This is a genomic window from Methanofastidiosum sp. (assembly GCA_020854815.1).
Taxonomy (GTDB): domain Archaea; phylum Methanobacteriota_B; class Thermococci; order Methanofastidiosales; family Methanofastidiosaceae; genus Methanofastidiosum.
In genome coordinates this window covers 1-22,774 of record JAHKLW010000086.1, presented here as the reverse complement: position 1 = coordinate 22,774, position 22,774 = coordinate 1, and the positions used below count along the sequence as shown (strand labels likewise).

Sequence of the window (22,774 nt, the reverse complement as noted above, 5' to 3'; positions counted from 1 at the left end):
TATCACCGGAATTGAACAGATCTACCCTTTTCTTAAAAGAAGGGGTGTAATTGAAGAAAATGAAGGCTTAATTTGTTAAAAAAGAAGTGCGGTCGCCGGGATTCGAACCCGAGTTGCGAGCTTGGCAAGCTCGCGTGCTAGCCACTACACTACAACCGCATAACTAAGAGCATTTTCCTAATCCTAAAAAATATATATAAAGGTTTTGGTTATTTTTTCTCTTATTTTCAGGCAAAAACTTTTAATGTTTTCTCAAATTTATCATATGTGGAAAAGACTTTTGTGCTTATCAGATCAGATTCTTTTGATAAAATATTGACATCTCTTTCAGACATGAAGAGGTATGGTGAGTTAAAAGTAGTTGGAGCACCGAAAGTTATCTCCGAAGAGTTCTCAGAGACACTTTTGAAAAAAACTTTAAAACAAGAAGTAAAAATAAAGTTTAAAGCTAATGTGATTGCATCTGTTGAGGGAGAAGGAGGCCTAATAATAGACCGGCTAAGAAAAATTCACCCTCCTGCGCATATGATTGCTATAACTGAGAAAAATGATCTTTATCATCTAGTTCAAAGTTCATTAAAAGATTTTAATAATCTAAAAGGATATACAAAACCAAAGGTGAAACTATGAAAGCTATAGCATCTGGCACATTCGATAGACTGCACGATGGCCATAAACATTTCTTGATGTCTGCATTTTCAATAGGCTATGTGTACATCGGTTTAACATCGGAAGACATGGCAAAAAATAAACCATACGCTGAAAATATTCAGGATTATGAAACGAGGAAAAATAATCTAGTCAACTGTTTGGCAGAAGAGGGAAAGATACTAAATCAAGATTATCAAATAATAGAGATAAACGACAGATACGGATTTGCTATAGAGTCAATGGAAGCAGATGTAATTGTTATTACGTCTGATACAATTGAAGCTGCAAAAGAAATAAATGACATTAGGGCAGAATTAGGAGTTTATCCTCTTGATATAATCGAAGTAGATTTAGTTACAAAGGATAATAAAAAAATATCTTCACGTGATATAAGAAAGGAAGAACAAGATTAATCTTTTCTCCAGAAATCTCCTTTGTAAGCACTAGTTGCAGGGCATCCGAGACATCTTCCAGATTTATAATAAGGACATCCCTCACAATCCAATTCGCATCCTCTTTCACCTTCTAAAGTTATTCTAACTGGCATTACAAGATCCTTTACAGGGTTTACAATTATATTAAACTCAACTTCTTTTACATCTGGATTCTGTCTTAAATGATAGTCAACAATAGATTCGAGCGTTGCTATATTTTCTCCCATAAAAAGAAGTGTCATATTATATTTTCCCGATACCATGAGAGCATTAATGAAGAACGGGCATTTGGAAAAAGTATCAATTATGTTTTGTGAATTTTTTGCAGCTATTTCAACTTTTGCAAGGAACAGATTAACCTTTTTGAAGTTCATACCTACAATATGCGAGAGTATACCTCTATCCTTCAGCTTTTTTATTCTCATCCCAACAGAAGGTTGCGAAAGGCCTATTATTTCAGCTATCTCACTTTGTGATATTTCTGGATTTTTCTGGAAAAGAGTTATTATCTGCCTATCCTTTTCATCAAGCCGGACATTACTATTCATTTAATCACCTTATACTATAAGATATACTTATATACTAATAAATCTTTCTATACCATATAATAAAAATAATCTAGACTTATATCTTATTTGAGCATAACTATATAAAATTGTGGCCTTAGTTAAGTAGAGGCGAATTTGATGAACGGTGTTTTAAGATTTGGTGTTTCCATACCTCCTGACCTATTGGATAAATTCGACAAGATAATTGAGGCGGAAGGTTATGACAGCCGATCCGAGGCAATCAGGGATATGATACGAGGCTACATTGTAAAACGTCAGTGGATTTCAGGGGAAGAAGACGCCGTGTGTACAATTTCTTTGGTGTATGATCATACCAAAAGAGGGATTGCCGAAAAAATAACTGATGTGGAGCACCATCACATAAAGGAGATTGTAACAACTTCTCATGTGCACCTTGATGAAGAAAATTGCCTTGAAGTCATTATTATTAAGGGTAACAGCGAAAAGATAAGGGACTTTGCGAGATATCTTTTGTCCATTAAGGGCATAAAACACGGAGATTTTATTATTGTATCTACTGGAAAAGGCATTGAGTAGAGGATTTAATGAAAAAGTTTATTATTCCAATTATTTTTATCTCACTGTTAATTTTGGTTGGCAGTTCTGAACTTTTCAATAAAGCTGAGATCAAAGGCACTTATGTTTTATTTACTGTAGATACAGAGTACGATTTTCCGCCTGTATTAAACACTGAAAAAGGCCTCAATGAAGGTATACCTATACTGCTATCAATATTTGAAGAACACGATGTAAAAGCTACGTTTCTTGTCACAGGTGAAGTGGCAGAGAATAGACCAGATCTGTTGAAGGAAATCCACCAAAGAGGGCATGAAATAGGCTCACACAGCTATTACCACAAATCTATCAAAGCGCAGACAAATCTTGAGATAAAAAATCAAATCATACTATCCACAAATGCAATTGTGAATGCTACTGGTGTACGTCCAGTTTCATTTAGAGCCCCGGGGCATAGTGCAAATAACGATTTAATGACTTTACTCCAAGACGAAGAGTATCTTGTGGAAGCATCTGCAGAAAAAATTAATTACTACCCGTATCACCCAGATGAAAATAATTGGACCTTAGAGGGAAGTATGAGTATTCTTAGAGTTCCAGTTTCCCATACTCCTGCATACTTCTACCCTCCAACTACGTACAACAGATCATGGATTGATTGTTTTAATAAGGTAGTAAGTCAACAATTTGATAAGGACATTAAGATTGTTGTTATAGGACTCCATCCTTGGGAGTTAGTTCAGATTGAAGCGCCAGAAGAATATCAGAGTTATACTAGGGCATGTGGAAATTATACAACTCAGAACTTGACTTCCCTTTTAGACTACCTTGATAAACAAAATGTTAATTATGTTACATTAGAAGAGCTTTATTATATCTTGGCTGGATAGATTAAATTGTACCTTCTCTTAATTTTTTCTCAATTTTTAGAATTTCTTTTATTCTTTTATCCCCACCAATTTTGAGGATATAATCTCTAGTTTCAATGGGTACGAGATTTTCCCAATTTTTTCCCTCAGAAATCAACTTTCTAATTGAAGTTCCATTGAATTCATCTTTTTTATAGAACTTAACCTCAGATACTTTGTAACCACGTTTTTCCCAAAGTAGTTTTACTAAATTGTTGTTGGTGTAGACAGATTCAAAAGAAGGAAAAGTTTCAATGATATTTTCTACCCACAAAGAATTGCTTTCCATATTTGGGCTTGATAAAACTATTATTTTATTTCTCATTTTTTTGGTAGACCGCAGAATCATCTCAATCCTCTCCCCACTTGAAAAAGGATTTGAAATGGTGTAAGATAACTGTGAGGCAGCAACACAGACTATTATTTCATCTTGAATTTTTAGGATATCTTTTATTGCCATATAGTGGCCATTATGGAAAGGCTGAAATCTGCCTATAAAAAGTCCTCTATCCATCCGATCACTTCAGGCTTTCAAGAAGTGATCCGACCATTATAGGTAATATAACTGTCGCATCCCCTTCAATTGTGATAAAATCTGCATCTTCTCTTACCTTTCCCCATGAAATGGCTTCCCTTATCCTAGCACCCGAAAGAGATCCATCCCACTCTGGTGCAGTTGTTATATAAACTGCGTAGTCAAGGCCACCTCTGAATTGGTTCCACCATATTGTATGATGTTTTGATATTCCCCCTCCAATCATCAAAGCACCAGTTTTATCTGAAGAATAAATAAAATCACTTATCATATCTTCATCCTTCATCAGATTAAGATTGAAATCTTTATGGCCATCCTGCCAAAAATAATAAATTTGCCAACCCCATGAGCCATCAAGTGGTCCTGGAAGCACCATTGGTATCTTATTTTTATAACACCAGTAAGTTATGGAATCTTCTTTATTTTTTTCTCCTTCAAGGGCTTTCCCAAACTCCCATATTAGTTCGTGGGTGGACATATCCCTATGGCCTTTATCATATAATTCCACCATAATTCTCCTGACTTTTTCCTCAAGAATCTCTGAATAAGACTCATTAGGTATCAATACGTTACCTTCCCTATTCACTCCTTCTTTGTGGAGTTGTCTATCGTCCATTTCAAATGAGCCGTGATAATAGTTTCTATAGACTCGCGCGATGTCGTGGTCTAGTGTGCCAGTCGTTGTGATTATCAGATCAAAGAGTTTTCTTTTTACAAGCTCTTTTATTATGCCTCTAGTACCCGTTGCAACTAAAGAAGCTGGAAATGAGAGAATTCTCTTGCATTTTTTGTCTTTTGCCATATTTTCTAAAATCTGAGAACCATCACCAACCTTTTTAGCTACGTATCCTCCAGAAGACGTCATCTGAGCAGTAAGGTCTTTTATAGTTTTTATTTTGTTAAGATTAATATCCTTTACAATTTCTCTTTTCATAAATATAACATATGAAATTATCTTAAATAACTTTTCAATAACTTTAAATACCTTTTATATATTTCATTTTTATGGAATTTAATATTCTCATCTGTGGAGTAGGTGGCCAGGGAACTATCCTATCCGCATACGTTCTTGGAAACGCAGCTTTAAAGGACGGATATAAGGTAAGATTAGGAGAAATTCATGGAATGGCGCAGAGAGGGGGTTCTGTCATGTCCCATGTGAGGATAGGCGATGAAGTATATGGCTCTGTCATCCCTCAAGGAAAAGCAGATATCCTAATAGCATTTGAACCGCTAGAAGCCTTAAGAAACATCTCTTATCTCAAAAATGGTGGAAAGATAATACTAAACACTGAAAAAATAAATCCAATCTCCGTATCACTTGGAGAATGTGATTATCCTCCGATAGATGAGATTTTATTTACTCTTTCTGAAAAAGGTAAAGTCTATCATTTCAATGCAAATGAAATTGCAAAAAGTGTAGGTAATCAGATTACAATGAACATGGTATTAATAGGAGCACTTTCTCTTCTTGAAATACCTATAAAAAACGAAACACTTCTGGAAACAATAGTTTCTGTCCTATCAAAAAAAGCAGAGATAAATATCAAAGCTTTTGAAGCTGGTAGGAAAAAGATGGAAAACATAATGTAGATTAGATTTTTGCTATTATCGTTTCTCCTGCCTTTAATTTATCCCCTTCTTTTATTATTGTTAAAGAATCTGATGGATACATCACGACTACTTGTGAACCTAGTTTTATTATGCCTATTTTATCCCCAATATTTAAATTTTGACCTTCATTTACGTAACATTCAATTCTTCTTGCTAAAGTTCCAGCAATTTGAACTGTGACTACCCTTACATCCCCATCAATTACCACAATATTTCTCTCATTTTCTGTTAAGACATTTCCAAAGGCAGGTAAATGACTGCCTTCAAGATAGATAGTATCTCGAACCTGACCAGATATAGGCGCCCTGTTAATATGTACGTCAAATGGCCCCATAAAGATAGCCACCATTGTATAATTTCCTTCAATAATTCCTTTTAACTCAGTAAGATATATTTCTTTCCCATTTTTTATTGTAACAGGATTATCCCCACTCTTTACTATATCTATTGAAATCACTGTTCCATCAGCAGGAGAAATGATAATGCCATTTTCAATTGGGATTGATCTTTGTGGGTCTCTGTAAAAAATAATACTAAAAACAATAAGCCCAATAATGATTATAATCAGAAAAATAGCGACATTTCTTTTAAATTGAAGCACCACAAATTTTAAAAACATAGATATTTATTTAAAATTAATCGTGATTGGTGTTCAACTAACGAAAACTATTATAAGCGATAGATATTGAATATTGTTTGTTAGACCTAGAGGTGGTCCTATAGTCTTTATAGAGAAAGTCGCAATGAAAGGATTTAAGTCGTATGGCAATAAAACGCTGACACTCCCCATCTCAAAAGGGTTCACCTGTATTGTAGGCCCCAATGGAAGTGGAAAGTCAAACATAACGGATGCAATATGTTTTGTCGTTGGAAGAATTTCCGCAAAATCAATGAGAGGAGAGAGACTCTCTGACCTGATATTCAATGGAACAGAGGATGAAAAAAAAGCCGAAGAGGCAATCGTTTCTATCACTTTTAATAATGAAGACGGTGGATTTCCAATTGAAGAAAAGAAAATTACTATATCGAGGGCGGTAAATAGTAAGGGAGAAGGAGAGTACAGGGTAAACGGAAAAAGAGCCACAAGATCTTACGTTTTAGATATATTTTCATATGTAGGTGTAAGGCCAGATGGCCATAATATTGTAATGCAAGGAGACATTGCACATTTTATTAACATGAATCCTGTTGATAGAAGAGGTATCATTGAAGAAATATCTGGAATAGCAGAATTTGATGATAAAAAAGACAAAGGTCTACGAGAACTTGAAAAAGCCCAGGAAAATATAACAAGAGTAGAGCTTGTAATCTCTGAAGTTAAAAACCGCCTTGATAGGCTACTCAGGGACAAAAAGGATGCCGAGAGATACCAGGAAATTGATAAGGAGATAAAAACTAAATGGGCCATTTATTACCATAGTAAACTAAAGCAGCTAGAGGATACAAAAACAAAACTAGAAGCTAATATAGAAAAAGGCCAAAAAGACATCGAAGAATTAAGGGCTTTAGTATCTAACATTGTCCAAGACATAGCCAATAAAGAAAAAGAACTATTAGAGCTTGACGATGAATACAATCGTAAAATGGAAATGGACAGTATCAATATAACACGGGAAATTGAAAAGATAAAAGGAAATATCTATTCAATTAATCAATCAATTGAATATGAAAAAAAGGAACTTTTTTCTGTAAAGAAAGAGATTGATGAATCAAAAAAAGAAATCTCTGAAAATGAATTAAAGATCAAAGACCTATTAGAAACCAAATCTAATCTTGAAAAGAAAAACTCTGAAGTTGAATCAATTATTAAGGATAAAGAAGCCGAATATAGAAAACTCCTTGATTCACTATCTGGAAAAGACGGGATGTTTCTAAAAATAAAAGAAAGTTTACTTGAAGTTGATAGAAAACTTGAGAAAAACAGAAAGGATTATCTTTCACTAAACAAAGAACTTGATTCATATAACGCATCTGTTTCAATTCTTGATCAAGACACTAAAAGGATTACATCTGATATAAAAAAAATAGATGATAAATTACGCGAGATTGAAATAAAATTGAAAGAAAAAGAATCAAATTTCTCAAACCATGAATCTAATCTTAAAAACAATAATAATCAAACTAGCACTCTTAATCAAAAATATCAAAGTCTAAAAAATGAGTTATCAAAGGTGGAATCTGACTCAAAACAGGCTTTGTCGCAATTTGAAAATTTAAAGGCAAGAATAAATGTAAAGAAAGAAGCCCAAAGCGACATCACTGGAGGACAAAAGGCTATTGCAGAGATTTTAAAGGCTAAAAAAGATAAATTAATACCTGGGATTTATGGGACTATTTCTGAGCTTGGAACTACTAAAGAGGAATACAGTCTTGCACTTGAAGTTGCAGCAGGATCAAGACTTATGAATATAGTTGTAGAGGACGATAATGTTGCAAGAGAATGTGTTAAATTCCTTAAGAACCTAAAAGCTGGCCGTGCTACATTTTTACCTTTGAATAAACTTCTTACTCCAAAAATAACAAACGCTCCAAAGACAAAAGGAGTTGTCGGACTTGCTATTGAACTAGTATCTTTTGATGAGAAATTCAGAAAAGCTTTTGAGTATGTATTTGGAAGAACTTACATAATTGAAAATATTGATGTTTCTAAAACTATTGATAATACAAGACTTGTAACACTTGATGGGGACCTAGTGGAATCATCAGGTGCGATAACTGGTGGTTATTACACCCGAAAGAAATTTTCGGTATCATTTAATATTGAAGAAGATAACTTATCTCTAAATGATTTGGAGAAAAAGCTGTCTGAATATGATTTAAGAAAACAATCCCTAAAAACAGAAATAGAAAAACTGGAAGACACTTTGAGATCTCTCAGCATAAATAAAGCCGAATCAACTTCTGAAATTTCTACAATCAATAGGGAAAAAGAAGAGCTCTCAAAGGAGAAAAATTCATTACAAAAAGAAAAATTAGGATTTGAAAAATCCATTGAAGATATTTCAATAAAACTTGAAAAACAAAAAAATCTATCTTCTGAGACAAAAGCAAAAATAGACCCTATCTTGAAAGAAATATCAAGACTTGAAAAGGAAAAGGCAAACGTTGAGAAAGGCATTGAAGACTCTACTACCGGTGAGCTTGGCGAGACGCTTGAACTTGATTTGTCAGATCTTCGAAAGAAATATTCTGAGATGTCCTCGCAAATATCCTCAATTAATTCAACTCTTGAATATCTTAAACAATCCAATACTAAATCCTCGGAGAAAATTGATCTAAGAAAACCCCAAGAAGATTCAATTTTGAAAAAAGTGTCAGAATTAGAGAATAGTTTGAATGGAATCAATACTACTCTAAAAGAAAAAGAAAAAGAAGATTCCCGAATCAAGAAAGAACTATCCACATTTAATCAAAAAAAGAGGAGTATATCATCAGAGACTTCTGATTTGAGAATTAAGAAAGATAGTAAAATTGAAAAAATATCCAAATTAGAATCTGACCTTAACCTATGGGGCTCTGAAAAAAAGGCAATAACAGTAGACATAGCAGAATTTTCAAGACATGCTTCAGATTATGAAGCACCGCAAGAATTTTCCAAGTATCCTGATAAGCTTAAACTTGAGATAGAATCTTTGGAAAAGGAAAGAGAAAAATTAATGCCAATAAACATGAGGGCAATCATTGAATATGAGGAAGAGGAAGGCAGATACAATACTCTAAGACTTAGAAGAGATACTCTCATAGAAGAAAAGAATGCAATTCTTAACTTCATAGGTGAAGTGGAGAAAGAAAAAACTGAAGTTTTTCTTAAAACATTTAATGAGATTGCTGCTAATTTCTCAGACATATTCTCTGATATCTCTCCTGAAGGAACTGCACAACTTCTCCTTGAAACAGAAGACAATCCCTTTGATGGCGGAATAATAATAGATGCTAAACCATTAGGTAAGAATATTAAAGCCGCAGTATCATTGAGTGGTGGAGAAAAGGCCATTACAGCACTCTCCATGATATTTGCGATTCAGCGTCACAAACCATCTCCTTTCTACATACTAGACGAAGTAGATGCAAATCTTGATGATGCAAATGTAGAGAGGACCGCTGAAATGATTAAAAGACAGGCTGAAAAGACACAGTTTATTGTAATTACCTTAAGAGAAGGAATGATGTCACGAGCAGAAAGATTGTTTGGAGTTTCAATGTATAAAAAAGGACTTTCCTCCATGGTGTCACTTGAAGTTGAGAAAGTAGTTAAACAGGCGGAGGCATTAGCCTGAATCAAGAAGAGCTTCTGATACCTGAGATAGGGCCAATAGATGTTCTTATGGATCTTGTACTTTCAAGGGAGATAGATCCATGGGATATCGATATAATAGATCTTACTAATAAATTTCTAGATAGAATCAGAAAACTAAAGAACCTTGATTTAAGGATATCTGGAAAGACGATACTAACTGCATCTATTCTTTTGAGAATGAAAAGTGAAGAATTGATGAGAGAAGATTCTAAGGAAGAGGAAGACGAAGCATTTTTTGATTTTTGGGAGGATATTGAAAATGCCGAATTTGAAATTGACGATATTAAGCCACCTTTAAGAAGAAGAAATGTTGGCAAGATGACTCTCCCAGAACTTTTTGAGGCTTTAATCGATGCTCTAGATGAAGGAGAAAAACCAAAGAGAAAGATTATTGCTAAATTGGGCCCCCAGCTTTATCAAATTGATGAAATTAAGGCAGATATAAGAAAACAAGTAGAAAAATTATATCAGCATCTATTGGAACTAAAAGACATAAACGACATCATATCTTTTAGAGATTTACTTAATGAGCGAACATCAAGAGAAATAGCAAGAATATTCCTTTATATCTTGTTTCTCTACAGTGATAAAAAGATAGATGTCACTCAAGAAGAAATGTTTGGAGAAATATTGATTAAAGTTCTGTAACTTTTTCAATAAATCCCATTTTGTAAAGTTTAAAAAAAGTAGGAATATCAAAAAGTTTTGGAATTTCTTTTTCTGTCACATGACCTTTTGTTGACATAACTAAAAGCACATTGACTTCTTTTTCAGTAAATCCTTGAAACTCCTTCAAATATGCAATATCATGAGACTTTGCTTCATCGGAAAGAACAAAATAAGTTTTTTCAAGTTTTTTTCTTGTTAGGCGTCCCTTTGGAAGTATTGACAAGATGAAAAGAAGGACAGTTATTATTGACGTCGCTTGGAGAATAGGCTTTATCGTGTTAAGAATATCCTCTCTAACAACTTCCGTATATAATGACGATATCTCCACTGTAACTGTAGAACCTGTTGATAGTAAAGGGTCACTTTCAAATATTAGATAATATATTTTTCTTTCTTTTGGAACAAAGGGAAAATTGGCTGTATTTATCTGATAAAAAAATTCTATCGGTTTAAGATTGTCAGGATCTTTTTGCCATTCTGAAAACCCATCTTGATCTGTTATCGAAAGATTGATTCTGCCTGGGGAAGAAACAACTACCACTTAGTATATTTTTCCCCTTTCCATATGAAGCAATGTATACTTAGGGACTTCTCTAGAAACAAATATACTTTCACTGAGATCTACCTGCTTTATATTTTTTTGAATTGATCTTTCCTGACCAGAATAATAAATATAGGCTAGGGGTAACTCTATAAACAAAAGGACAAATAAAAATATTATTAAATATTTATATCGCATCCCATGCACCCCAAAGCATTTCAGAGCTCATAAGCCTCATCATCTTTTTTCAGATTAGCTTTCTCATCACGCTCAATATAATACTATTTGAAATATATAAACTTTTGTCCGATAATATTAGTTGTGGCGTTTGCCGTCAACTTTTCTTTCATGAACAAGTTCAAGAATATCTTCGACATCTTTGGAGGTTTTAATCTCTTTTTGAGTAAGTATCGGAACACCCTTAATATTCTCTTTTACTTTCTTTGCATCTACTACAAACATAGCATCTTTATTTGTAATATCCGATATACTTGCAACTATCTCTGCCTTCTTTTCAAAAATGTATGTTTTAGTGTTTGATATCCCAGTAATTAAAATCTCTCTTTCCTTTAGAAGAGCATTGAAAGGGGTGCGTTTTGTTGGAAATACTTCAAACCCTTTATCGCTTAGATCGCCCAATACAGTTTTTTCAAGATCAGATCTTGCGGCATCAACAGGATTTTCTGAAATATTGTCAATTTCTTTTTTGTCTCCGACTTTAATTATATATATCGGTTTAGTTATGCCTACATCCAACTCTTTTTCTATCTTTAAAACAGAATCAATGCTGATTCTTTTGTCTACGTTCTCAAACTCATAGATAGAACTTTTTGACACCCCTATAAGTTCTGCAAGATGGCTTATAGACATCCCTCTTTTCTCCCTCTCTTCCTTGATTAAGCTTCCGTCAATCTCTACAAAGAATCCACCTCTATCGGCATAGATCAAAGGAGGATTTCCCTCTATGAAGAGATCTTCGAGAGTATCAAGTGAAATACAATTAATCCCATGTCTTGAATATACTGTACTATTCTCAACAGAGCCAAGTTTTGTTCGAGTTCCTATTACGAGTGGCGTCGCTTTCAGAGCTTTTGACAAAATTTTAAGGTCCCATGCATGTTCATCAGAAAAAGTATCAAGGTTTACCAAGGCTTTTATGATAAGTACTATAAGATTTCTTCTTGCAACTATATCAAATGAACATTGAACCCTAGATAGGGCTACTTCAAAACCTCCTTTTTTCAAAGTTTCAACAATATTATCCAAAAGCCCTTCCTTATCCATATAAGTAAAGGTATAAGAAAGGTTATATAAATATATACCTCAATTTTTTCGTGATAATTGGGCTTGACGATACAGATTCAGTTGACGGAATGTGCACAACATATATTGGGACACTTATTATAGAGGCTATAAAGGAAATTGATAGAAATATAATAAAAGAACCCCCAAAATTACTGCGCCTAAATCCAAATAATCCCTATAAAACTAGGGGAAATGGGGCAGTATCGATAAAAATAACTAGCAAAACTAAAGCAGAAATCATAGAAAAAATTAAATCCGTTTCATTTGATATTATATCTGATTATTCTGAATCTGGAGAAAATACAAATCCAGCAATAGTTTTCCTTGAGGATAACTCAGTTACTCGAGAGATTCAATTATTTGCTAAAAGAGCACTTCACGAAATGCTTTCCATAGAAGAGGCAATTTCATTATTAGACAAAATTGGCGCTGACTATAGATACATAGGAAATGGCAGAGGATTAATTGGAGCTCTTGCTTCATGTGGATTGCAGTTAGACGATTTTACATATGAGCTAATAGTTTATAGAAGTCACACTAAAAAAGGCAAGAAATTTGTCAGTGAAGAAAGTGCCAAAGAGATAGAAAAAAAATACTCCCCAAAAATTTTCTCAAGTTATGATTTCCCGAATCAGAGGATGGTTATATCGCCACATTCAGACTGTCCAATCCTATATGGCCTAAGAGGCGAGTCACCTGGGGTGATATTAGAAGCTGCATCAATTATAGAATCGGAGATTCCATTCAAAAGAAATCTCTTTGTAACTAATCAGGGTACCGATATGCATCTTGAAGAGAAGAGTATTGAAGAAGTCTTACCTTATTCTTCTGTTATAGTTAAAGGAACTTTATCAAAGAATCCCTATACGGTCTTAGGCGGACACGTCTTTTTTGAAATATCAAATGGCAAAAAAATTCTATGTGCAGCCTATGAGCCTACCAAAGGATTTAGGAGTATAATCAGAAAGCTTTCAAGAGGAGATATAATAATTGCATATGGGGGGGTTCTAGAAACAGAGCACGGACTTACAATTAATCTAGAGAAAATAGAAATATTAGAACTAGTCCAATTGTATAAAACAGAAAAACCTATATGTCCTATTTGTACTAATCAGATGAAGTCAATTGGTAAGGATAAAGGCTATCGTTGCAAGAAATGTCACACAAAAGACAGAAAAGTTTTGCACCATCCAATCCCAAGAGACATTAAAAAAGGAGTATATGAAGTGCCAATGTGTGCTAAACGTCACCTATCAAAACCTCTTGCTAGATATGGCAGAGAGAGAAAATTTGAAGAAGAAAGATTTAAATTTGATTATACTAAGTTTGATATAAAATTTGAAGGGATATAATGTTTTTTACAGCATCTGAAAAAGATATTAAATCAGGCAAAACTACTGATTTTTATTTTATCAATACAAAAAAAATTCTTGAAGAGAAGAGCATCAATAAAAATGCAGTCGTTGAAATCACAGCATCCAGTCTCCCAAATAATTATAGATGGGGCATATTATCCGGACTATACGAAGCACTATTATTGCTTGAAGACTACAATATCGATGTTATAGGGCTTGATGAAGGTTCACTTTTCTATCAACAAGAGCCTGTTCTTACAATTGAAGGAAATTATAAAGAATTTTGTGATCTGGAAACAGCACTACTTGGATTTCTTTGTCAGTCATCTGGCATATCAACTAAGTCTGCCAGACTCAAAAAAATGGCCGGAGAAAAACCAATATTAAGTTTCGGTGTTAGAAGAATGCATCCTACAATAGCCCCTATGATTGACAGGGCAGCTTATCTTGGGGGATTGGACGGGTTTTCTTGTATAGGGGCTGAAAAAATTATAGGGAAGAAGGCTTCAGGAACAATGCCACATTCACTTGCCTTAATACTCGGTGATTCAAAAGAGGCTTTTATTTTATTTGATAAGATAATAGATAAAGATGTCCCGCGGATAATGCTTGCAGATACTTTTTGTGATGAAAAAAGAGAAGCATTGATTGCAGCTGAAAATATCAAAAATCTTGCGGGAGTAAGATTAGACACACCTGGTTCAAGAAGAGGAAATATGTCAAAGATAATACAGGAAGTTAGATGGGAGCTTGACATCAGAGGATATACTGATGTAAAAATATTCCTTTCAGGGGGACTGGACGAAGAATCTTTTAAATCATTTAAAGAAGCAGATGCCTTTGGCGTGGGAACCTCAGTTTCAAATGCCAAAACAATTGATTTTGCACTTGACATCGTTGAAGTAGAAGGTAAGCCCTTTACTAAAAGGGGAAAACTCAGCGGTAAAAAAACAGTTCTTAGATGTCCAAAATGTTTGGCTGGAAAGATTACCTATGGTAAAACAAGTGAAAAATGCATATGTGGAGAAAAGATGACACCTGCTCAAAAGAATTTAATGAAAAAGGGAGAAATCTTAATTGATTTTGAAGATGTTAGTGAAATAAGGGCCAAGGTCCTAAACCAAATAAATAAAGTTGAGTTCTAATGAAGGTGCTTCTTGCAACTGCCTGCGGAGCAAAAAAAAATAAAGGTCGAATGCCTGCTATTAATCTTTACAAATCCTCAAGGATAAAAGCCGTTTATAATAGAAAAAATGGCGCTGATTATGCAATTTTAAGTGCTAAATATGGTCTTTTATATCCTGATACAATAGTAAAGGATTATGAGCAGATTCTTGATTCAAAAGGCATGAAAAAACTTTTGCCCAAAGTTATAGATTTCATAAGTAAATACGAGATTATAGTTTTTTTCAAAGGAGGCTCAAGAGAGGAATACAGAGAATTAATGATACAGGCAGCAGATGCAGAGCATAAACCACTGATCCTTATAGGAAATAGAAACCAGGAAGACATTGGAAAAATAGAAGAACTTTTAGTTAGATGCGAAAGAAACGATCTAAAAAATATTGAACAAATAGCACCTTCAACTGAAATGTATAACTTTCCATAGAAAACTATTTTAAATCACAATAGAGTTTTCTTTTATGAACCCTCTTCTTATAAACCCTTTTCGAGAGGAGGCTAAAGAATACCTTGGCATTAGCTTTGACGAAGTATCGCAAGAACTCTTAGATTTTGGAATCAATAAAATTAAAAATGAAATAGATAATGCCAAAAATCAAAAATATCTATCCCCTTTAGGTTCCGATGAAACAACAGACATAATTTCTTTTTATCTTTTTTGTCAGGCGCTTTCAAAAAGACCTTTTTCCAGCGAAGCTAGACTTTTTGCTTCTACAAATTCAAAAATATATAAATCAAGGTTGGCCGAGGCATTGATTGCAGAAAAAAATAATAAACAAAGCAAAGACGAGATTATAAAAACTGTTAGAGAAATAATTGAAGTTATACCATTTCGTATCCCCGACATAAACAGAATCCTCGAATATAGGGCAAAAAAAGGAAAAGAAATTTCAATAGAAGAACCATTTTCTCTAATCAAAGAAATAGACCTTAAAATCACAGATGAAATTATAAGGGATTTAGAAAAACTTGGTCTTTTCAAAATATCGGCGGAATCCAGAGATCCAAGGCTTTTTCCAGAATATTATTTTATCAAATGGACAGACGCGGAAAGCTTGGTTCAATATACCGATAGCTACATTCTTAATGGTTACATACTCGTAGACAATAGTAAATTTCTCAACGCATTCATGAAAAAAATGGAGCAGAGGATTACAGGATATATAAAAAGTATCAGTGAAAAAACAAAAGAACTTAAACTTCCAATATATGACGAGATATTTAGGGAGATCTCTAAGATCTCAGGTTCCCTAACTGAGATAGAAGTTCAATCAGAAGAGCTAAATCCTGAAGTTTACCCACCCTGTGTACTTAAGGCCCTATCAGGCGTCGGTGCTGGCGATAGAAACTATGCAATTACATTATTCTTATCTTCTTTTTTATCTTACTCAAGATTATTACCTTCGACTAAAATTTTCTCTAAAGATGAAAAACCGTCTCTCAATGAAAATCAGATTAATATTTTAATAAACGAAGTAATTCCATTGATTTTATCTGCCGCTAACAAATGCAATCCCCCTTTCCTAGAAGACCAACCTCAAGAGGAACTAAATATTTATTATCATCTCGGATTTGGGCTCGCTCATCCTACGTTAGATAACTTTGGGCGGAGCAAATGGTATATCCCTCCGGGATGTGCGAAGGTAAAGGAAAACGCACCAACATTATGCGAACCTGACAGTTTCTGTAATACGTACTTTTATGAGGTCACAAAAAAAGAAATCCTTGAAAACATTAAAGGCAACACTACAGGAGAAAAAATATTACTTATTTTAAAAGATAGAATGAGGACAATAAATGAGATTATTCAAAGAACTGACTTACCTGAAGCTGAAGTAAAAAAGCAACTTTTAGCATTTGTTAAAAATAAAACAATCACAGCCAGAGGAATAAATAATCCATTCATGTATTATCTAAGAAAAAAACGGGCTCTTGGAAGAAAAGCGGATATTATTCGTTAATTGTTATATTATCCGTTTATATTTTAATATTTATTTATTAAAATGAATATATGACGAAAACTATTTAAATAATAAAATCATATAGATATTATGTTTTTATCTATTTTGTTTTTAGAAAATTTAAGAATAGGAGGGATATAAACGAGTGAAACTGTTATCAAGGAGGTTAGTTTCTCTCAGACAGACAAAGATCCTAGAGCTCAAGTTGTAATCGTCGGGAACCCGTGCGAAATAAACGGCGTAAAGAAAGTCATGGCATTGACCAAAGAGTTTAAGGAATTCTATAAAGACAGAGACGCAGATTATCCACACTGGCCAAAAAGAGTTTTTACTGTAGCAGTTTTCTGTAAAGAAAACTTTTCCCCAAAATCAATACCATCTTATGTAGAAAAGGACATGGGCCTGCCCCTAGAAGAAGTCACAAAGATGAATATTTCCAGCGGAGTTTTCTATGCATATACCGATAAAGAAGTAAGATCGAGAAAGGTAAAAGATGTGTCAAGATACGCCAGGGGAAACTGCAGGCAGTGTGCCGATTTTACAGGTGATTTTGCAGATATATCTATTGGAAGCGTTGGAACACAAGCAGGATGGTCAACAGTTATCTTAAGATCAAAAGAAGCAAAAAGACTCTTCAAAAAACTTATTGATCAAGATCTTATAGAAGTATCAACAAATGTGCAGACAGATGAACTAAACAAGATAATTGACCTAAACAATAAACAAGCAAAAAAATCAATTAAACTTGCCCAGGACAAGGGATTCAAACTTCCTTTTGTGGATTTGGAAAAAGATGATAATTTAGAAGGATTTATCGAGAAAGGTCATAAAAAGGAGTTTATGGATTTAGAAAAAGAAATTCTGCAACCGGGGCTTTGTGTTGCATGTGGAACATGTGCATTGGCATGTCCATGTTATAATATCGAAATACTGGAAGATGGGAGGCCTTACAGTATTAGGGGATGTCTAAATAACTGTGGATGCTGCTATATGTCATGCCCAAGAACACACTCGTTTAAGGAAATTCTCTTGAAGGATAAGGAAGAGCCCGAGATTGTTGCAGCAAGGGCCAAAAATCCATCATTCCATAGTCAGGATGGTGGAGTGATAACAGCCTTGATAACATACAGCCTTAAGAATGATATATTCTCAAAAGCCGTAGTTGCTAGGGCTGATTCAAAGTGGAGGGCATATCCGTTCATTACAAACGATCCTTCATTTCTAAAAAGGGCCGCAGGTTCTAAGTATTCTATAATCCCACAAGTATATGGATTAAAGTTTGGAAGGTGATCTAATGGTAGATTTAGGTGTTGAATTTTTAGGTGTTGAATTTAAGAGTCCAATTCTCCTCTCTTCAGCCCCACCCACTTTGGATGCAGACCATATTAAAAGGGCGGTAGAGGCTGGTTTTGGAGGAGGAGTTACTAAGACTATATCTTACAGGCAATTCCATGATCCGAAACCGAGGTTTCAAGGAGTTAAAGGTAGAAACAGATTATTTGGAATGCAAAATATCGAGCATATTTCCACTTATGTCTTTGACTGGTGGATAAAAGAGTTTAAAATATTAAGAGAGCTTAAGAAAACTCATGGCACTCCTATTATTGCAAGTATTATGGCAGGCACAGATCTTGATGAATGGTCAAAATTAGCAAGAGATGTTGAGGCACAAGGCGCAGATATAATTGAGCTCAATGTTTCATGTCCTCATATGTCAGATAGTGCAATGGGAGCATTCATAGGCCAAGACTGTCCATTGACTGGTGAAGTCTCAATAGCAGCAGCAGAAGCCGTAAGTGTTCCAATCATGACAAAACTAACTCCAAACGTAACTGACATCGCATCAATAGCAAAAGAAGCAATAAAGGGCGGCGCAAAAGGAGTCTCAGCAATTAATACCGTCTTAGTTCTATCGGGTGTTGATATAACTACTGGAAATCCTTTACCCGACGTTTGGGGCAAGGGTGGATTTGGTGGTTACTCAGGTCCGGCTGTAAGGCCAATTGGTCTTAGGATGGTTGGAGAAATAGCAAAACAAGGCATCAATATTTCAGGTATTGGCGGAATCGAATCATGGGAAAATGTAATCGAGTACATGATGATGGGAGCAGGTACAGTACAGCTCGCAACAGCAGCAATGTGGTACGGATTTGATATTGTAAAAGGTTGGAATGAAAATATCTTAACCTTCATGAAAGAGAATGGATACGATTCTCTTGCTGATTTGAAAGGAATTACATTGCCAAGAATCACTGACCTCGAAAAACTTGACTACATAGAAGAAGTGTATTCAGATGTAGACACAGAAAGATGCATAGATTGCAGAAGATGTGTCACTGCATGTAAGGACGGGGCTACAGATGCAATGAAAAATCCAAAGCTAAATGATGTTGACTATGAAAAATGTGTAGGATGTGCACTGTGCAAGATGGTCTGTCCACAAAATTGTATATCTATGATAATTAAAAAAGAAGATAAAAAATAATTTATTTTTTCTTTTATTATTTTATTTCTATTGATGCCTCGGGATCAAATGGATTCATTCTTACTGCAAGAGAGAATAGGTAGGGGTACTTGTTTTTTAGATGGGACATGTATCCTATCCATTCGTAGATTAGGAGGATATATGCTCTTTTCAAGTCACTCTCTAAATGATTTAGATCATTATTAGTACATTTTTTTAGATCTTTTCGTAACGATAGCTCTTCTGATAGGTGAGTTACAGCCCAAAGAAGTTCTGTAAAGGAATCATGTTCTAAAAGATTAGGATTTTCAAGAAGCCTTAGCATGAACTCTCTCTTTTCTAACAAAAAATTTTTGAGTTTTTCTAAATCGCCCTTTCCCATATCAATCTCATACTTAGTACTTTTGGCAATTTCTAGTTTCTCAGGAAATTCCTTTTTAGACCATGTACCGATATCAATAAAATTTTCTTTAATATCGTCAAAATTCTTATCAAAATCATTAAGGCGGTCTAGAAGAGTGCTGCCCATTTCACTGAAAAAGGCCCCCACTACCATATTCATCTTTTCTAGCATCTCTTTCTTATCTCGCATAGTCAATAATTCGTGGATTACAAGAGTAACCATCAGTACTTCAATGAATACAAAGGCAATGTCCCCAATCAAGTATATAAAGATGTGATGAACATCTCTAAATATAAAGTAGTGGAATATATACACTAAAGCGGATAAAAATATTAGAATAACTGCCCATTTTAATTGCCATTTTACATTTCTCATAGTTTTTTTCTTTTATTTATTAATTTAAAGATTACGATTGAATTTTATAAAATAAATAAAAAAATATTAAATTGCATCTTCATCAACGTCTCCAGTTCTCACACGGTATACTTTTTCCACAGGTGTAATAAATATCTTGCCGTCTCCTGTATTTCCTGTCTTTGCACTTTCAATTATGGCATTGACAACTTTGTCAACATATTTTGTTTTAACGACCAACTCAATTTTTATCTTAGGCAAAAGATCAATGTGGTATTGCCTGCCTCTCCACTGTTGTGTGACGCCCCCCTGCTTTCCTCTACCTTTGACTTCTGTAATAGTCATTCCAATACACCCAAGTTCATCCAGTGCGGCCTTGACATCTTGAATCTTTTCAGGTCTGATTATAGCTTCAACTTTTTTCATAAATTAGCACCTCACATTTTAAGAAAGTCTGGGTAAGAATCTCCACCAAACTCTGTGATATCCAGACCTTTTATTTCTACCTCCTCAGAAACTCTTAACCCCATGACCATATCCAAAACTTTGGCTATTATCAGTGTAGAGACAAAGACTAGGGCAAAGGTGGCACCTGCACCAATTAATTGAACAATTAGCTGAGATGTAGAGCCTGTGGTGATTAAGCCATTAGTACTTGAAAATAATCCAACACTGATAGTCCCGAAAAACCCGCAAACACCATGGACAGAAATAGCACCTACGGGGTCATCTAATCTAAGCTTTGCTTCGATAAATTCTACTGCATAAACAACTATTATACCGGCAAGTATCCCAATCACAAGTGCCCATTTCGGGCTTACAACAGCACAAGGAGCAGTTATTGCGACAAGTCCAGCCAATATACCGTTTAAGAACATACCAATATCAGGTTTGCCTCCCTTAATTTTGGTAATAGCTAGTGCAGCAAGACCCCCTCCCGCAGCAGCAATGTTAGTTGTTATTGCAATTAACGGAACATTTTTTGTTAAGGCTAGTTCACTTCCAGGATTAAATCCAAACCACCCAAACCAAAGGAGTAAACATCCAATTGCTGCAAGACCTATGTTGTGACCTGCTATGGCTTGTGGTGTTCCATCTTTATCGAACTTACCAATTCTCGGACCTAAAATTATGACTGTAGCAAGAGCAGTCCATCCTCCCACACTGTGAACAACAGTTGATCCAGCAAAATCATGGAATCCTAAAGATGAAAGCCAACCACCTCCCCATATCCAGTGAGCTATTATTGGATAAATCAATCCTATGAGGATAACAGAAACAACAATGTAGGCGCTGAATTTTATCCTCTCTGCAACTGCACCACTTACTATAGTGGCCGATGTTGCAGCAAACATTACTTGAAACAGAAAGAAAGCCATCGCTGGAATCATAAGCCCTGGCCATGGATCAGAGTTTAATCCATTAATCATGAAATAGGCCAAATCACCGATAAACTTGCCATCACCAGAAAAAGCCAAAGTAAATCCTATAATCATAAAGACTATGCTCCCCATGGCAATAGTGAATACATTTTTTGTAATAATGCTTATTGTGTTTTTGGACCTTGTTAATCCCGCTTCGATTGTAGTAAATCCAAGGTGCATTACAAATACCAGAAAGCTGGCAATTAACACCCACAGAGTATCTAATAGATTTATTTCCATCGACATTTTTAATCACCTTATTATTAAATCTCCAATAAATTTTATATATGCTAAACATATGTATAGCATATAGATAAAATAAAGACCTAACCTTCAGTATTTATTACTATTGTAATATTTATGGTCAATTTAGGCCTAATAAGGCTATAATAGAGTATTTTTTGTCTATAATAAATCTATATATCTTTTATATAATGTTTTAAATTACCATTTGAAGAATAATTTAATATTTAAAATTATCAAAAAAGGATAAGCTATTGGTAGTTTGCTAATAAATTATTACATCTTATCGTTATATGTCCAATCCTTTAATCTCTGTCGGATTGAATGTGTAAAGATCATTAAACTCTCTTTTTTCAATCATGCTAAGAATATTGTCCTTGTTCTTATCGACTAATTTTCTCAAATTGTGTATATTTAGACCATTTGTTCCCAATACAACTAATAAAAATTTTTCAGATAGTGGAATGGCAACAATACTATTCTCATTAGTAATAACTGATATGGCATCTGGTAATTTATTCTCAATCCTCTTAGCAGCATCAATTACCCCTGCCATCCGTGCCGCTATGTCTTGTTTATCTCTATTTTTATCAAGAACAGCTATCAAAAGACCATCTACATCCATTAAAAAAGCATCTTTTATTTCTTTGTTTGCAAAAGTAAGATTTTTCAAATGCTTAATAAGGATGTCTTCTCTCATCAGATCACATATACTCTTTTTATTAATAATATATAAATATATTCAAATAAGACCTTCAGATAAGTTTAAATGCTAATCTAAATAAGCTCTTCCTATCCTAGTGGTGTCACTAAATGGCTGAAGAATATGAAGGCAGTGGAAATTTAAACTTTAGAAGAGATGTGATTATACTTGTAGGATTAACTATCGGTATTGCCGCTCTACTTGATTATATAGGATTAACACAGAATCAGGTCATTGCAACATCTATTCTGGCAGCAACAGTCATTGGTACACTATTGTTTTGGAGCTTTAGAGTTGCCATAGCTTTCCTTGGAGTATCAACTTTATTGTTAACGCGGACGTTGGATATTCCACATTTGATAGAATTCGCGTCACTTGAAGTAATACTATTTCTTGTTGGGATGATGACACTTGTGGGTATGTTAAAAGACGTTGGATTCTTTAGGTGGTTGATGATTAAAATCATCAAACTAACTAACTTTGAAGCACATCTCCTTTTAATTGTCTTTTGCCTGCTTTCTGCTTTTCTTGCAATGGCAATTGATGAGGTCACTTCAATTATTTTTGTTACAGCCGTTTTGCTTGAAATAACAGATTATTTTGATGTCAACCCTGTTCCATATGTTATTTCTTGTGTCATGGCAAC

At 34.4% G+C, this 22,774-nt stretch carries 24 protein-coding genes and 1 tRNA gene; 14 read left to right on the top strand and 11 right to left on the bottom strand.

The window, feature by feature from the left end:
* Positions 1 to 87: 87 nt before the first annotated feature.
* Positions 88 to 159, bottom strand: a tRNA-Gly gene (locus KO464_10105).
* A 108-nt stretch (positions 160 to 267) separates the two neighbouring features.
* On the opposite strand from KO464_10105, the gene KO464_10100 reads away from it, so the two are divergent.
* Both KO464_10100 and KO464_10095 read left to right on the top strand, forming a co-directional pair.
* Positions 268 to 630 carry a DUF356 domain-containing protein gene (locus KO464_10100; protein MCC7573714.1) on the top strand — a complete coding sequence of 121 codons (363 nt, stop codon included), beginning with the start codon at positions 268 to 270 and terminating at the stop codon, positions 628 to 630.
* Positions 627 to 1,064, top strand: coding sequence for a pantetheine-phosphate adenylyltransferase (locus KO464_10095; GenBank protein MCC7573713.1), 438 nt, complete (start codon positions 627 to 629; stop codon positions 1,062 to 1,064). The genes KO464_10100 and KO464_10095 overlap by 4 nt, the downstream gene beginning before the upstream one ends.
* Here KO464_10095 and KO464_10090 read toward each other — a convergent pair.
* Positions 1,061 to 1,633 (bottom strand): Lrp/AsnC family transcriptional regulator, encoded by a 573-nt coding sequence (locus KO464_10090; GenBank protein ID MCC7573712.1) that lies wholly within the window; start codon positions 1,631 to 1,633, stop codon positions 1,061 to 1,063. The two genes, KO464_10095 and KO464_10090, sit on opposite strands and share 4 nt — an antisense overlap.
* Positions 1,634 to 1,771: 138 nt before the next feature.
* Between KO464_10090 and nikR the strand changes: the two genes are divergently transcribed.
* Entirely contained in the window at positions 1,772 to 2,191 is a 420-nt protein-coding gene (nikR, locus tag KO464_10085; protein MCC7573711.1) for a nickel-responsive transcriptional regulator NikR, read from the top strand.
* 8 nt (positions 2,192 to 2,199) lie between these two features.
* Positions 2,200 to 3,060, top strand: coding sequence for a polysaccharide deacetylase family protein (locus tag KO464_10080; GenBank protein MCC7573710.1), 861 nt, complete (start codon positions 2,200 to 2,202; stop codon positions 3,058 to 3,060).
* Position 3,061: 1 nt separating this feature from the next.
* Here the strand turns inward: KO464_10080 and KO464_10075 are convergent, their stop codons facing one another.
* Together KO464_10075 and KO464_10070 are read right to left on the bottom strand one after the other, a co-directional pair.
* Entirely contained in the window at positions 3,062 to 3,592 is a 531-nt protein-coding gene (locus KO464_10075; protein ID MCC7573709.1) for a nicotinamide-nucleotide adenylyltransferase, read from the bottom strand.
* Positions 3,593 to 3,596: 4 nt separating this feature from the next.
* Complete coding sequence (locus KO464_10070; protein MCC7573708.1) at positions 3,597 to 4,547, bottom strand: deoxyhypusine synthase; 951 nt, start codon at positions 4,545 to 4,547, stop codon at positions 3,597 to 3,599.
* 71 nt (positions 4,548 to 4,618) lie between these two features.
* Here KO464_10070 and iorB point away from each other — a divergent pair, with 71 nt between their 5' ends.
* On the top strand, positions 4,619 to 5,206 hold the full coding sequence (gene iorB, locus KO464_10065; protein MCC7573707.1) for an indolepyruvate ferredoxin oxidoreductase subunit beta: 588 nt from the start codon (positions 4,619 to 4,621) through the stop codon (positions 5,204 to 5,206).
* Between the two features lies 1 nt (position 5,207).
* On the opposite strand, the gene KO464_10060 is transcribed toward iorB, so the two are convergent.
* A complete protein-coding gene (locus KO464_10060) occupies positions 5,208 to 5,831 on the bottom strand; it encodes a phosphatidylserine decarboxylase (protein MCC7573706.1) in 624 nt (207 codons plus the stop codon).
* A 139-nt stretch (positions 5,832 to 5,970) separates the two neighbouring features.
* On the opposite strand from KO464_10060, the gene smc reads away from it, so the two are divergent.
* Entirely contained in the window at positions 5,971 to 9,504 is a 3,534-nt protein-coding gene (gene smc / locus KO464_10055) for a chromosome segregation protein SMC (GenBank protein ID MCC7573705.1), read from the top strand.
* Between the two features lie 47 nt (positions 9,505 to 9,551).
* A complete protein-coding gene (locus KO464_10050; protein MCC7573704.1) occupies positions 9,552 to 10,172 on the top strand; it encodes a segregation/condensation protein A in 621 nt (206 codons plus the stop codon).
* Here KO464_10050 and KO464_10045 read toward each other — a convergent pair.
* Entirely contained in the window at positions 10,159 to 10,734 is a 576-nt protein-coding gene (locus tag KO464_10045; protein ID MCC7573703.1) for a hypothetical protein, read from the bottom strand. The genes KO464_10050 and KO464_10045 overlap by 14 nt on opposite strands.
* A gap of 315 nt (positions 10,735 to 11,049) precedes the next feature.
* Positions 11,050 to 12,018, bottom strand: a complete 969-nt coding sequence (locus KO464_10040) for a transcriptional regulator (protein ID MCC7573702.1) — start codon at positions 12,016 to 12,018, stop codon at positions 11,050 to 11,052.
* 50 nt (positions 12,019 to 12,068) lie between these two features.
* Between KO464_10040 and KO464_10035 the strand changes: the two genes are divergently transcribed.
* The 6 genes from KO464_10035 (at position 12,069) to preA (ending at position 19,022) form a co-directional block, all read left to right on the top strand.
* Entirely contained in the window at positions 12,069 to 13,391 is a 1,323-nt protein-coding gene (locus tag KO464_10035) for a tRNA(Ile)(2)-agmatinylcytidine synthase (GenBank protein ID MCC7573701.1), read from the top strand.
* Entirely contained in the window at positions 13,391 to 14,539 is a 1,149-nt protein-coding gene (locus KO464_10030) for a nicotinate phosphoribosyltransferase (GenBank protein MCC7573700.1), read from the top strand. Before KO464_10035 ends, KO464_10030 begins: the two co-directional genes overlap by 1 nt.
* Positions 14,539 to 15,003 carry a hypothetical protein gene (locus tag KO464_10025; GenBank protein ID MCC7573699.1) on the top strand — a complete coding sequence of 155 codons (465 nt, stop codon included), beginning with the start codon at positions 14,539 to 14,541 and terminating at the stop codon, positions 15,001 to 15,003. Before KO464_10030 ends, KO464_10025 begins: the two co-directional genes overlap by 1 nt.
* Before the next feature lie 34 nt (positions 15,004 to 15,037).
* Positions 15,038 to 16,537 (top strand): hypothetical protein, encoded by a 1,500-nt coding sequence (locus KO464_10020; protein ID MCC7573698.1) that lies wholly within the window; start codon positions 15,038 to 15,040, stop codon positions 16,535 to 16,537.
* Between the two features lie 252 nt (positions 16,538 to 16,789).
* Complete coding sequence (locus tag KO464_10015) at positions 16,790 to 17,827, top strand: Coenzyme F420 hydrogenase/dehydrogenase, beta subunit C-terminal domain (GenBank protein MCC7573697.1); 1,038 nt, start codon at positions 16,790 to 16,792, stop codon at positions 17,825 to 17,827.
* 4 nt (positions 17,828 to 17,831) lie between these two features.
* On the top strand, positions 17,832 to 19,022 hold the full coding sequence (preA, locus tag KO464_10010; protein MCC7573696.1) for an NAD-dependent dihydropyrimidine dehydrogenase subunit PreA: 1,191 nt from the start codon (positions 17,832 to 17,834) through the stop codon (positions 19,020 to 19,022).
* A gap of 16 nt (positions 19,023 to 19,038) precedes the next feature.
* Here preA and KO464_10005 read toward each other — a convergent pair whose 3' ends face one another.
* From KO464_10005 to KO464_09990, 4 genes are all read right to left on the bottom strand, one after another.
* Positions 19,039 to 19,779 carry a hypothetical protein gene (locus KO464_10005; GenBank protein MCC7573695.1) on the bottom strand — a complete coding sequence of 247 codons (741 nt, stop codon included), beginning with the start codon at positions 19,777 to 19,779 and terminating at the stop codon, positions 19,039 to 19,041.
* Positions 19,780 to 19,845: 66 nt separating this feature from the next.
* Entirely contained in the window at positions 19,846 to 20,184 is a 339-nt protein-coding gene (locus KO464_10000) for a P-II family nitrogen regulator (GenBank protein ID MCC7573694.1), read from the bottom strand.
* 11 nt (positions 20,185 to 20,195) lie between these two features.
* Positions 20,196 to 21,428, bottom strand: coding sequence for an ammonium transporter (locus tag KO464_09995; GenBank protein MCC7573693.1), 1,233 nt, complete (start codon positions 21,426 to 21,428; stop codon positions 20,196 to 20,198).
* A gap of 286 nt (positions 21,429 to 21,714) precedes the next feature.
* Entirely contained in the window at positions 21,715 to 22,125 is a 411-nt protein-coding gene (locus KO464_09990; protein MCC7573692.1) for a roadblock/LC7 domain-containing protein, read from the bottom strand.
* Positions 22,126 to 22,238: 113 nt separating this feature from the next.
* On the opposite strand from KO464_09990, the gene KO464_09985 reads away from it, so the two are divergent.
* Positions 22,239 to 22,774, top strand: a 536-nt coding sequence (locus KO464_09985) for a hypothetical protein (protein ID MCC7573691.1), incomplete at its 3' end; no start/stop codon positions are given.

What these genes read in the sequence shown, in the direction of transcription:
- KO464_10025 (MCC7573699.1), top strand. Translation starts at nt 14,539, where the DNA reads ATGAAGGTGCTTCTTGCAACTGCCTGCGGAGCAAAAAAAAATAAAGGT.
- nikR (MCC7573711.1), top strand. Translation starts at nt 1,772, where the DNA reads ATGAACGGTGTTTTAAGATTTGGTGTTTCCATACCTCCTGACCTATTG.
- KO464_10015 (MCC7573697.1), top strand. Translation starts at nt 16,790, where the DNA reads ATGGCATTGACCAAAGAGTTTAAGGAATTCTATAAAGACAGAGACGCA.
- KO464_10005 (MCC7573695.1), bottom strand. Translation starts at nt 19,779, where the DNA reads ATGAGAAATGTAAAATGGCAATTAAAATGGGCAGTTATTCTAATATTT.
- iorB (MCC7573707.1), top strand. Translation starts at nt 4,619, where the DNA reads ATGGAATTTAATATTCTCATCTGTGGAGTAGGTGGCCAGGGAACTATC.
- KO464_09990 (MCC7573692.1), bottom strand. Translation starts at nt 22,125, where the DNA reads ATGAGAGAAGACATCCTTATTAAGCATTTGAAAAATCTTACTTTTGCA.
- KO464_10075 (MCC7573709.1), bottom strand. Translation starts at nt 3,592, where the DNA reads ATGGATAGAGGACTTTTTATAGGCAGATTTCAGCCTTTCCATAATGGC.
- preA (MCC7573696.1), top strand. Translation starts at nt 17,832, where the DNA reads ATGGTAGATTTAGGTGTTGAATTTTTAGGTGTTGAATTTAAGAGTCCA.
- smc (MCC7573705.1), top strand. Translation starts at nt 5,971, where the DNA reads ATGAAAGGATTTAAGTCGTATGGCAATAAAACGCTGACACTCCCCATC.
- KO464_09995 (MCC7573693.1), bottom strand. Translation starts at nt 21,428, where the DNA reads ATGTCGATGGAAATAAATCTATTAGATACTCTGTGGGTGTTAATTGCC.
- KO464_10000 (MCC7573694.1), bottom strand. Translation starts at nt 20,184, where the DNA reads ATGAAAAAAGTTGAAGCTATAATCAGACCTGAAAAGATTCAAGATGTC.
- KO464_10030 (MCC7573700.1), top strand. Translation starts at nt 13,391, where the DNA reads ATGTTTTTTACAGCATCTGAAAAAGATATTAAATCAGGCAAAACTACT.
- KO464_10040 (MCC7573702.1), bottom strand. Translation starts at nt 12,018, where the DNA reads ATGGATAAGGAAGGGCTTTTGGATAATATTGTTGAAACTTTGAAAAAA.
- KO464_10050 (MCC7573704.1), top strand. Translation starts at nt 9,552, where the DNA reads ATGGATCTTGTACTTTCAAGGGAGATAGATCCATGGGATATCGATATA.
- KO464_10080 (MCC7573710.1), top strand. Translation starts at nt 2,200, where the DNA reads ATGAAAAAGTTTATTATTCCAATTATTTTTATCTCACTGTTAATTTTG.
- KO464_10020 (MCC7573698.1), top strand. Translation starts at nt 15,038, where the DNA reads ATGAACCCTCTTCTTATAAACCCTTTTCGAGAGGAGGCTAAAGAATAC.
- KO464_10090 (MCC7573712.1), bottom strand. Translation starts at nt 1,633, where the DNA reads ATGAATAGTAATGTCCGGCTTGATGAAAAGGATAGGCAGATAATAACT.
- KO464_10070 (MCC7573708.1), bottom strand. Translation starts at nt 4,547, where the DNA reads ATGAAAAGAGAAATTGTAAAGGATATTAATCTTAACAAAATAAAAACT.
- KO464_10095 (MCC7573713.1), top strand. Translation starts at nt 627, where the DNA reads ATGAAAGCTATAGCATCTGGCACATTCGATAGACTGCACGATGGCCAT.